The sequence below is a fragment of the Butyrivibrio sp. genome (assembly GCF_024699075.1).
Window position 1 is genome coordinate 1 of sequence record NZ_JAILQF010000166.1, and the last position, 11,838, is coordinate 11,838.

Annotated in this window: 9 protein-coding genes; 7 read left to right on the forward strand and 2 right to left on the reverse strand. The window is 36.2% G+C overall.

From position 1 onward, the window contains the following. The coding region (locus K6G87_RS06480; RefSeq protein ID WP_296835115.1) for an SPASM domain-containing protein at nucleotides 1–420 on the forward strand (420 nt) is incomplete at its 5' end. 96 nt (nucleotides 421–516) lie between these two features. Here K6G87_RS06480 and K6G87_RS06485 read toward each other — a convergent pair. After that, the gene (locus tag K6G87_RS06485) at nucleotides 517–3,426 is read right to left on the reverse strand and encodes a YfhO family protein (RefSeq protein WP_296835117.1); all 2,910 of its coding nucleotides are present in this window, start codon (nucleotides 3,424–3,426) and stop codon (nucleotides 517–519) included. A gap of 326 nt (nucleotides 3,427–3,752) precedes the next feature. On the opposite strand from K6G87_RS06485, the gene K6G87_RS06490 reads away from it, so the two are divergent. Genes K6G87_RS06490 through K6G87_RS06510 form a run of 5 tightly spaced genes read left to right on the forward strand, consistent with a single transcriptional unit; the run spans nucleotide 3,753 to nucleotide 10,451 of the window. Beyond that, nucleotides 3,753–5,069 (forward strand): nucleotide sugar dehydrogenase, encoded by a 1,317-nt coding sequence (locus tag K6G87_RS06490; protein ID WP_296835119.1) that lies wholly within the window; start codon nucleotides 3,753–3,755, stop codon nucleotides 5,067–5,069. Nucleotides 5,070–5,097: 28 nt separating this feature from the next. Further along, nucleotides 5,098–6,714: a glucosyltransferase domain-containing protein gene (locus K6G87_RS06495; protein ID WP_296835121.1), complete on the forward strand. Its 1,617-nt coding sequence runs from the start codon at nucleotides 5,098–5,100 to the stop codon at nucleotides 6,712–6,714. 26 nt (nucleotides 6,715–6,740) lie between these two features. Beyond that, nucleotides 6,741–7,697 carry a glycosyltransferase family 2 protein gene (locus K6G87_RS06500; protein ID WP_296835122.1) on the forward strand — a complete coding sequence of 319 codons (957 nt, stop codon included), beginning with the start codon at nucleotides 6,741–6,743 and terminating at the stop codon, nucleotides 7,695–7,697. Nucleotides 7,698–7,706: 9 nt separating this feature from the next. Continuing rightward, entirely contained in the window at nucleotides 7,707–8,606 is a 900-nt protein-coding gene (locus K6G87_RS06505; RefSeq protein ID WP_296835124.1) for a ChbG/HpnK family deacetylase, read from the forward strand. A 33-nt stretch (nucleotides 8,607–8,639) separates the two neighbouring features. Next, nucleotides 8,640–10,451, forward strand: coding sequence for a DUF6020 family protein (locus K6G87_RS06510; protein WP_296835126.1), 1,812 nt, complete (start codon nucleotides 8,640–8,642; stop codon nucleotides 10,449–10,451). Here the strand turns inward: K6G87_RS06510 and K6G87_RS06515 are convergent. Beyond that, the gene (locus K6G87_RS06515) at nucleotides 10,435–11,163 is read right to left on the reverse strand and encodes a hypothetical protein (RefSeq protein ID WP_296835139.1); all 729 of its coding nucleotides are present in this window, start codon (nucleotides 11,161–11,163) and stop codon (nucleotides 10,435–10,437) included. The two genes, K6G87_RS06510 and K6G87_RS06515, sit on opposite strands and share 17 nt — an antisense overlap. Before the next feature lie 310 nt (nucleotides 11,164–11,473). On the opposite strand from K6G87_RS06515, the gene K6G87_RS06520 reads away from it, so the two are divergent. Further along, nucleotides 11,474–11,838, forward strand: a 365-nt coding sequence (locus K6G87_RS06520; RefSeq protein WP_296835141.1) for a GDP-mannose 4,6-dehydratase, incomplete at its 3' end; no start/stop codon positions are given.

Genomic DNA, 11,838 nt, shown 5'->3' on the forward strand with positions numbered 1-11,838 from the left:
GGAACTAAAGACAAGGAAGTTATGGGTAATCTTAATACACAGACATGGGATGAACTTTGGAACAGTGAAGATGCTGAGAAAGTAAGGCATAAAGTACGCCACTGTGACAGGAACTGTTGGATGATCGGCTCAGTATCACCAACTATGCATAAGTATATATGGCAGCCTGCTCTTTGGGTTATCCATCATAAGTTTCTCAGATTCTGGAAAAAGAAGAAGTACAGCATGTACGAACTTAAAGTGGTAAGAGATTATCGTGATGGTAAAGTAACTAAAGAACAGCTTGACAGATGTAGTACATGTGACTTTAATGCCGCCATAAATAATGGTCTGTCTGCAGCATCACAGGAACAGTTAAAAAATAAAACCGGAGAGCGGATTGTTGCTGAAGATATGGCTAAACAAAATCTGAAAAAATAAAAAGAATAAAGATGTAAATATAAAAATATAAAAATCCTTGGATACATAAAACTAATAGGGTATCCAAGGATTATTTATATGTATTTTAGCGCTAGTTCAGTTTGCTTTTTTATTTTCTTTGGCAATAGGAATAATAGTTACCAGGAGCCAGATCATAAAACATAGGATAGATATTAGTGCGCCTACTTTAAGCCCTGGTGTCTCATATTTTAATGTTATAGAGTGATCTCCTGATGGAACGTAGGCTGCCATATACATGATGTCTGCCTGATATAGCTCTGTTTTAATTCCGTCTACCATAAGGCTCCATCCCTTACTGTAAGGGATGCTTATAAGCATTAACTTATCGGTATCCGTAGTAATGTTACCGGTTATAGTATCTGTAGCATAAGACGCATTACTTAGATGCAGGTCAGTATCAGTTATCTGATACTGGAGATGTGCTGAAAGGTTGGCGACAGCTGTTTCTGCAGGCTGACATACAACTTTCAGTTTATCAAGTGAGTATGAACCTTCGCTTAGGAAGTTTACTTTTATGGATGTAGCAGATGATGCATAACCAAAGTTTACAAGGTAGTCATGCCAGTCACTTCTGAAAGCAAAGTATTCAGTATAGTAGTTAAGTTTTTTAGATGTTACTAAGCTCTCACCATTATAAGCTTCAAACTGAACCTGCATGACGGCATCTGTACCATGATTGCCATAAAAGTCATTGAATGACAGATAAGTTTCACAGCCTGTAAGACCATCAAATGTAAGTGTAATTGATGATCCACTTTGAGCTTCGATTCTAAGATCGTTTAGTTCGGTTACACCACTTGATGATGAGAGGTCATTACCTGAAGCATCAGTAATCGTAACTCCTTCACAGGAAGTAATAGTGTAAGGAAGATCCTGATAGGTATATGTCACATCAGTATTAGTAATAGATGTGCTGTCTATTGTGGCAGCAACATCATCTGGAAGTACTACTACCTGTGTCAGAGCTTCCTGTCGCTGTGCCAGATTCATTTCTTCAAACTCTGATTCAGTAATATATCCTGAATATGTGATTCCTGCTGATAATGGAAGGACATTTTTAAACACCTTGATAGCAGGAGGATAAGCGTCAGCAGACAATTCTGTCATTTCTGCAAATCCGTATGGTACATACATATACTGGCCATCATCATATCCGTTAGCACAGTCATAGCGTACATTGGCAAGTGCCATAGGGATAAATCTGTCATCAAGCCCGAAATAAGCAAAGCTCTGATCTTCAAATATACCAAGTTTATTAAGATACGAAGATATGTAACCGTTAGCAAGTGAGAATGCAAACTGTGTTGATGAATAGCCATAAGGCATTGAAGCATTGTAATTAAGAGATAGAGTCTTGCCTATTCCGCTATATCGTCCAATACCGTTATCGGATATTCCCTGGTTACTATCTGATGTTACAGCACTATCCACGTATGAAACTTCAGTATTCATAGATGCAGCAGTATATTCTTCAGGATTCATACTATCTAAGAATTCCTGGGGGAATGATGCCTGTGCGCTGGAATAACCGAAATTTATATTCATTGTTACAGATATGATGGCGATAGCCATTACAAGTATACCTGCAATCTTAAATTTGGATCTAAGCATTAATACTAAAGCTATACAGATACATATAAGGACTATAGAGAATACAACATTACGTTTAATAGGGGTATCATCTGTTACAAGATATCCCAATTTGTATTCCGTAAATACAAGCGCCAAAGTAATAACAGATGCCAGTATTATCTGCACTTTGGATGATTTCTTTATATCATCAAATACACTTACAAGTGTCCATCCTGCAAGCATTGCTATAGCATAGCTCCAGCGGTTATTAGAATAAGAAAAGCCGTTGAAAATCTTACCAAATAAAGGGAATATAAGTAAGATTATAGTCAAAAACCATGTGAGCTTAAGACGCTTATGATCTTTTACTATTATCATAAAGATGATTCCCGCAATAAGAGCAGCGGACAAGCCAAGCTCTGTATCATTTGCCGGATTGTTATAAAAACCAAGCAGGTTAGCAAAGAGCATCTTGTAATAATCAATGTTATAGAATAGTCCTTTTGCATATTCTATTCCATTCCTAGAGTTTTGTGTGAACTGTATCATAACAGGGAGAAGAGTTATAAATGACATTCCAATTCCTGTAATGACATATACGACGGCCTTTAAAAATACTGATAGACCGAACATAGAAGAAGATTCGTTCTTAAATAAAGATTTATGATCTGTAAATAAATCAGGATTCTTGGAACGCTTTTGTACAATATAAGATAGTCTGAATATAAAGTAGGCAGTTGCAAGAATAGCCTGCGTATAGAAGAAGTAATAGTTACTTATTCCTGAAATGAAGATAGCAAAGATAAGCAGTGAAGGCTTGTTGTCATACAGATATCTTTCTATTCCTGTGAGGATAAGAGGGAATACTACAAGTGGTATTACGAAGAAAGGATGCAGCATTCCAATATAAATAACCACCCCACAGAAAGAATAGGATATAGCAGAAGCTATGATCACAGGAACTTGAGGAGCAGAATAATCTGAAGATATCTTACGATTATAGTGAATCCTTGTGTGACAGTAGAGAAGGAATGATAATCCTGCAAGATAAGGGCGAATAAGTATTAGTGCGCTATATAGATATATTATCTTTGAAGAATCTATAAATGCAGCAGGAAGGACCAGAGGATCACCAATTCCGTAATATGCAAGAGTTGATATGATATCACTTCCATATCCTATAGAGAATGCATATGTTCCTGGCATGTCAGCACCTGTAAAGATACCTGCTAGTAGATCGTGAAGCCATCTTGAGTAATATTCCATGGACCTTATATGCTGACGCCAGCCATCACCGTTATAAACAAGACTCTTTCCCTGCATTTTGAAAAAATGATAAAGGAAAGTCATTATGATAATGTACAGGAATGTATAAATAATAAAAGTAAAAAGTATGTTGGATTTCTTTTTCAATTTTAGTCTCCCCTTTTATTTTAGAAAGCGCCATAAAGCTATATTGTAGAAGATAAATATGCCGCAAACTAAACTGTTTTGACCTTATAAGAGTACCATAAAAAGTGGTAATATGGATAAAAAGTTGGTGTTTTATATTATTTGAGTTATAATGATGTGTGCTGTAAAAATGAACATTTGTATTCTGTGAATGTTGGAGATTTACTTTATTTAGGGTATAATGTTCACGTTCATATATAAATGTAACTAAATAAAAAATTGATGATAGGAAAACATATTTTTATAGCTATCATCGCATTATATAATAAATCTCGGAGGTTTAAATCATGGATTTATATGAAAAACTCCTTTCAGGAGAAGAAAAACTTTCTCTTGTAGGACTTGGATATGTAGGAATGCCCATAGCAGTAGCATACGCTAAGAAGATCAAAGTTGTAGGATACGATTTTAATGCAGCAAAGGTTGAGCTTTACAAAAAGGGAATCGATCCAACAAGAGAAGTTGGTAACGATGCTATTAAGGAGACCTCTGTAGAATTCACAGCTGATCCTGAAAAACTTAAAGAGTGTAAGTTCCACATTGTGGCTGTTCCAACACCTGTTAATGATGATCATACACCTGATCTTACACCCGTTGAGAGTGCTAGTCATACTCTTGGTAAGCATCTTACAAAGGGTTCTATCGTAGTATATGAGTCAACAGTATATCCTGGTGTAACAGAAGATGTATGTGTACCTATCCTTGAGAAGGAATCAGGTCTTAAGTGCGGAGTTGATTTCAAGGTTGGCTATTCACCTGAACGTATTAATCCAGGTGATAAGGTTCACAGACTTGAGACTATAACTAAGATTGTATCCGGTATGGATGAAGAAACTCTTGAGACTGTAGCTAAGGTTTACAGCCTTGTTGCGCTTGCGGGTGTATATAAAGCAGAGAATATCAAGACTGCAGAAGCTGCTAAGGTTATTGAGAACAGCCAACGTGATATTAACATTGCTTTCATGAACGAGCTTTCAATGATATTCAATCGTATGGGAATCGATACTCAGGCAGTACTTAAGGCAGCAGGAACTAAATGGAACTTCCTTAACTTTAAACCGGGTCTTGTAGGTGGTCACTGTATCGGTGTTGATCCTTACTATCTTACGTATAAGGCAGAAGAACTTGGATATCATTCACAGATCATTTTGTCTGGCCGTCGTATCAATGATGACATGGGTAAATATATAGCAGAGAACTGTGTTAAGAAGCTTATAGCTAATGACATAGCTGTTAAGAGCGCTAAGGTTGCAATTCTTGGATTTACATTTAAAGAGAACTGCCCTGATACACGTAATACCAAGGTTATTGATATTTATAACGAACTTGGCGAGTACGGAATTACTCCCGTAGTTATAGATCCTGAGGCTGATGCAGATGAAGCAAAGCGCCTATATGGTATAGATTTTGATTCTATGGATGCACTTAAAGATATGGATGCAGTTATCGTAGCCGTAGCACATCAGGAGTTCACACCATTTACTGCTAAAGATATTGCCGGATTCTATAATCCTAAGCACAGTACTAAGGTATTCCTTGATATTAAGGGAATTTATGATAAGAATAATTTTACAAAACCTGAATTTGATTACTGGAGACTGTAATAAGGAATTCATAACTGGAGGGAGAGACATGAGAGCCGATATAGGGGGGATGAATATTACTGAAAGCAAAAGCTCTGGCAAAGATAGAATTAGTATAATAACACCGTTTACGGCTAAACTATTTATATGCGATTTCTTATTACTGATTTTAGCTTATGGAGGTTTTTATAGAAGCTTTTTTGCTAACAGTGATACTCTCTGGGGTGCTCTGGATCCTTCCTCTACTTTTAAGGCTCGTCTTGACTGTTACAGATGGTTAGCTGCCATAATTGAATGGTTTATTAATGCTACAGGATTTCTTCCTGCCTGCCATTTTAGGTTGAATCTATTACTTTTTATCTGTTCACTTTGTGTAACACTTTTATTACTTCAGTTAGTATATCTGAATTTATTTATACGCATCTGTCCTTTGAAGGGCGAATCAGTCGTAGTTCGTTTTGCGATACTTTCGGCTGTTAGCCTTTCTTTTATAAATGTACTATTTACCGAGTTCTTTTATTTTACAGAGACATTTTACGTTTTTGCCCTGGCTTTTCTATTTATGGGAGTTGGGATTTATTTCCTTTCTCAAAAAAAGCTTATTCTTTCCATTATCTTTTTTATGTGTATGACTATGTTCTATCAGATGGCTTGCCCTATAGCTACCATTTGCATAGGCGTATATATATATTTAGAACATAAGGGTGTTTTTTCTTTGAAACTTATACAGGAAGAGTTATTAAAGGCAACTCCACCTATGATTTTGTTTGTGCTTAATTATGTAACAGGACCTTTAGTACAGGAAATATTAGCCGGTTTTGGGATAGAGTCATATCAGGAGAAAAGTCCGGCAGTAGGATATAGTCTGAGCCAGTATGCTTCAAATATTGCATCATCTGTAAAAGAGCTTGTCTCATCAAATCTTGGTCTTACCCCGGGAGTATATGTACCTTTAGTTGTATTTATAGTTACATTTATAGTAGTTATTACACTGTGTATTAAAGGTAAAAAATGGGGCAAACTAGGAGCCTTTTTACTGGTAGAGGTAATTTTGATAATACTTGCCTTATTAGTCCAGATAGCATCGGATCCTGTAACTTTTATAGCGAGAACGGTTTCTACTCTTTATTTTGCTCAAAGCATGCATATATTGATCATGATATTTTTTATTACTGAAGAAGATGAAAAAAATATCTTGTCCAAAGGAATTAAAAAGATATTGTACTTTATGCCTGCTTTATATGTGTTCTTTAACGTCTTTTTTATACAGTGTATAATCGAAAATCGTTTGGTAAGTGAGACACTTGACGGTATATACGCAGAAAGAATATTTAATACTATTGAAGCTTATGAACAAGAGACAGGAATAACTGTTAATAAGATTGCACCTGTTAATGACACAGATTCTTCGCCTTTTTATGATCAGGTCAACTTTTGCAGAGGTGCTATTAATCGTAGATGTTATAGCGATTATACCTGGACATTCCTTCAGTATTGTGCTTATTATACTGACTTTGCAGGAAATATTTCTGGTCGTAGCTTTGAGAAAGTTGCAATGGATGATGATATATATAAAGAATATTTTGCGGGTATAAACTGGGATTACTTTGATGAGGAGAGTCAGGTTATAATACGTGATGATACAGCATATATATGTGTTTTTTGATCTCAGGGTAAGGGGTGATTTGTATAATGAAACTGTATATTATCGTTCCTTGTTATAACGAGGAAGAATGTATTGAAGATTCTGTATCCCAGCTTCTTACAAAATATGAAGAATTAATAAATAATGGAAGTATAGATGGAGACAGTAGAATTGTTCTTGTGAATGATGGCTCACGTGATGCAACAGGCATTATGTGTAGTGATTTTCACAAGAAGGATGAAAGAATTGTATGCATTCATTTTTCGGGTAATTTTGGGCATCAGGCAGCAGTTCTTGCAGGATATCACTATGCAGCAGATAGATGTGACTGTGCTATTTCTATTGACGCTGACCTACAGCAGGATATAGATGCTATTGATCTTTTTTTGGAAGAATACAAAAAAGGATCTGATATCGTATATGGTGTTCGCAATTCGAGAGATACAGATGGGCTTTTCAAAAAGTTTTCATCTCAGCTTTTTTATAAAATAATGAAGATATGTGGTAGTACTACAATAGCCAATCATGCAGATTATCGTCTTCTATCTTCAAGAGCTCTTAAGGCGCTCAAAGAATATAGAGAAGTTAATATATTCTTGAGAGGTTTGATCCCTACACTTGGGTTTCCGTCATCTATAGTTCATTTTGATGTTAAGGAGCGCGCAGCTGGTAAGTCCAAATATACGCTCAAAAAGATGATGTCTCTTGCGGCTAATGGTATTACCTCTTTTTCTATTTCTCCAATACATTATATTTTCTACCTGGGACTTTTGGTCCTGGCTATAAGTGTAATAGTTGTTATAATAACGCTTGTTGACTGGATACATGGAGTTAACGTTAGTGGTTATACAACAATTGTTTTATCCATATGGATATTGGGAGCCCTTCAGCTTATAGCGATTGGTATAATAGGAGAGTATATAGGAAAGAATTATTTTGAATCAAAGCATAGACCACAGTACTTGATTGAGAAAATAGAAGATAATAGAAATGAAGAAATATAGAGGAACTTTATGATTGAATTTCATGCAGATGACTATGCCATGTTTCCAGGAGAAAGCAGGCGAATTCTTGATTGCTATCATGAAGGTGTATTGAATGGAGTAAGTGTTCTTACTAACAGCCCATATCTTAATGAATGTATGGAAACACTCATTAAGGAAGCTCCTGATATGCGACTTACAGTACATATTAATTTTTACGAAGGTAAAGCTATAAGCCCTGCAGATCAGATTCCGCTTCTTGTAAATAAGGAGGGGATTTTTGATATATCTTTTGGCCGCCTTTGTATTGCTTCTTACATGCTTCCGCATAAACGCAATAAATACAGGGCGCAGCTTGCTAAGGAGATAAGAGCGCAGATACTTGCATTAAAGCCATGGTGCAAAGATGGATTTAGACTTGATGGACATGGCCATTACCACATGATACCGGTGGTATTTGATGCAATGTGTGATGTAATCAAAGAAGAACATTTAAAGGTTACATATGTTAGAGTTCCACGTGAAGAGCTGTCCATGTATCTGGCACACTGGAAAGAACTGGTGGGTTTTAGGCCTTTGAATGTGCTTAAAGTTCTTATACTTGATTTTTTTGCATGGAGAAATAAACACAGATATCCCAAGTTTTTCAGCAGACTCAAGAAGCATCTTTTTGTGGGTGTATTCTTCCCGATGAGATATGAAAATGCTCTCCCTCTTTTGAAAGAAGGTCAAAAGATTATGAAAGAAAGATCTGAAAGAGATGGAGAAGAGTGGGATTACGAAATGTTATTTCATCCTGGAGATATACGAGAGGCTGAGGATCTTAAAGAAGTTACTATAGGTAAGGATAAAGGATTCTTTGTAAGTGAAGACAGAAGGAGAGACTATGAAGCTCTTCACAGAATAAAGGATAATTATATAAGGCTGTAAGATTATAAGAAAATTTTTAGACATGAGGACAATATGAATAATAAAGATAAAGCTATAGCATTTTTGCAAGCCTTTATTTCAATATGGGCTTTTGAAAGCCTTGCAGGAATTGGAGCGCAGAATATTATAGGAGTAGTGTTTCTGGCTGCTTTGTATATGCTTTATGTAAATGAAATGAGGTATTCTAAGGAAACTCAAAGTATCCTCTCACTTATAACATCAGCAGTTTTTGGATTTTTATACACTTTCTATAACTATGATGAGATTAAAGAGCAGTACGACAACAGATTATTTCAGGTTGTTGTACTGCTTGTTGTATTTTCAGGTTTATTCTTCTTGTTCTATCACTCGGTCAATGCAGTATATACATGGTATAGATCTGGAGAAGCTAATCACTTTATGTTTCAAAATGTAACTGCAATAGATAGCGATAAAGGCAATGTATCCAGAATAAAACATCTTTTATCCCAAAGAGTATTTCTTGTTTCTTTTATACTCTGTATCATATTTTGGCTTCCGGGCTATCTATATGAATATCCGGGAATCATAACACCTGATAGCATCAATCAAATAGAGCAGACACTTGGGCTTGTTTCTTTATCTAATCATCATCCAATAGCACATACACTCCTTATAGGCATATGCCTTCGCCCTGTATATGCGATAACAGGTAATATCAATACAGCGATAGGCTTTTATACACTTGTTCAGATGATCCTTATGGCGCTGATAGTGGCATATAGCATGAATACATTGAAGCTTATAGGACTTAAAATTAAGTGGGTGTATCTTGCACTTGCTTTCTTTGCACTTATTCCATTCCAGTGGGTATATATGGTTACTGTGTGGAAAGATGTTTTGTTTGCAGGATTTATCATGCTTTTTAGTGCAAGCTTTATAAGAGTATTTGTTAAGGGGGAGGATGGAATTAAGATATATAATCTCATTATTCACTTTATTGCATGCGTTGGGGCAGCACTTTACAGAAGTAATGGATTATATGCATTTATTCTTATGATTCCATTTATGTGCGTATGGTGCTTTAAGGTGATTAAATACAGAAAGCGAATGCTTATCACATGGGGCCTTTCTCTTATAACAATCCTTGTGATAAGGTTTCCTGTTATGAGCGCTTTCGGAGTAGTTCAGGCGGATTTCGTAGAATCTTTATCTATTCCGATACAGCTATTTTGCAGAGTACTTGTAGAAGATAAGGATCTCGGGGCAGAAGACACCCAGATGGTAGATAAGATAATTGATACAACTTATATTCATGAACTTTATGCCTACGACTTTGCCGATAATATGAAGGAACTTTTTAAGGCAGGAGATCCTGAATATCTTGAAGAACATATATGGGAGTATGCAGGGCTTTGGGTTAGAACAGGGCTTAAATATCCAGGGCTCTATATAGATGAATATAAGAATATGACCTACGGATACTGGTATCCTGATAATCCTAAAGGTGAAGATAACTATGTCGTAGCTGAAAATGACGGAGTCTGTGATAATGCACTCGGGATAGAGAGAAAGTGGCTTATATGGGGACTTCCGGCTAATATATGGCTTAAGACAAGAGAGATAGGAATTAAGCTTGCTGATATGCTCCCTGGATACGGAATACTATACTGTATGGGATCAACATTCTTCCTTTTATGCATATCTATAGGAATTATTTTGTCCAAAAAGAAAAGAGGCATTGTTATGCCCCTTCTCTTTACATTCTTTGGAGTATGTACTGTTCTTATTGCAACACCTGTTGCGGCGGATTTCAGATATACTTATTTTCTTACAATGATGATACCTTTTATTATTGTATTACCGGCTATCACGGCCAAGGAGTAATTACTCCGTTAAGTATAAGACCATTTATGCCAAACAGCTGCAAGGCTGTCTTATCACTATCTGAAATATGTATAGTTCCTGCAGTTGTGGTATTAACAGTTACATAGATGCCGGAACCTGTATCTACAGCTTCTCCAAGCTGAAGAACTCTCATCTGGCCATTGTCAGCATATACACTAAACTGTCCTATAGGAAGATCTTCTGCTGTATAGAAGAAGCCGCACTTATTGTCGTTAGCAAGTGCAAGAATACCTACAGTACTGTTTATATAAGGAACCTGAATAGATGTTACTAAAGTAGTAGTATCAAGCTCGGAATCCGGATTGTAGGTATAGACTTCCTTAACTCCGACATACAGATCTTTATGATAATCTGTTGAGCCGTCTAAATAAATGTAAACAGTAAATTCATTAGCTGTTTCATCTATTCCTACATGAACTTCAAGATCGAAACCCTCACCTGCGTCTTTAAGAACAACATAGGTGTTAGAACTATGAGCTCCAACGATATAGTAGCTCACATAATTGGTAGCATGTACTCCAACACTGCCATAACCACCTTGCTCGATATACAGATTATACGCGGTTAAATAGAAGTCTTCTACATCATCATAATGTGTTGCCAGCTCTGCTCTGGAAGTTATAGAAACAGACACCGATAGTAAGACTATAGCTACCAAAGCACTCAAACATCTAAGAACTCTATTCCTCATTACAAAAACCTCCTGATTTTTAAAAATGAAAATGTACAATTTAGCACTCTATTTATCGGATGAAACTTTGATTAAATTTATCTGGAATATTGATGTTTAGCGAAGCTCTACTCCCCTTGAAAGGTGCTACAAAATAAAAGCTAAATGACATATATAATCCAAAAGCGCAGACCGGACGAAGTGAAAGGCAAGCTTTTGGATTATATATGTCATTTGGCTTTAGGCTTGAGCACCGATTTGACTTGTGTGGTATAATATTTTAGCGATTATGACTATAATTAGATTTAGATTATAAGGAGCAATGCCAAAAATGAGTTACGAACAGTTAACCTTCCCAGAGGGAAGTACATTTCTTGTTACCGGTGGTGCAGGATTTATCGGATGCAATATTACAGAAGCTATTCTTAAAAAGGGATATAAAGTACGCGTACTTGATAACCTTTCAACAGGACATATAGAGAATTTAAATCCATTCATGGATAACCCTAATTTCACTTTCATCGAAGATGATATCAGGAATCTCGATGCTTGTATGAAGGCAACAGAAGGCGTTGACTATGTATGCCACGAAGCAGCCTGGGGTTCAGTACCTCGTTCTATCGAGATGCCACTTATTTATGAAGAGATCAATATAAGAGGAACTCTTAATATGATGGAAGCTGCTCGTCAGAACGG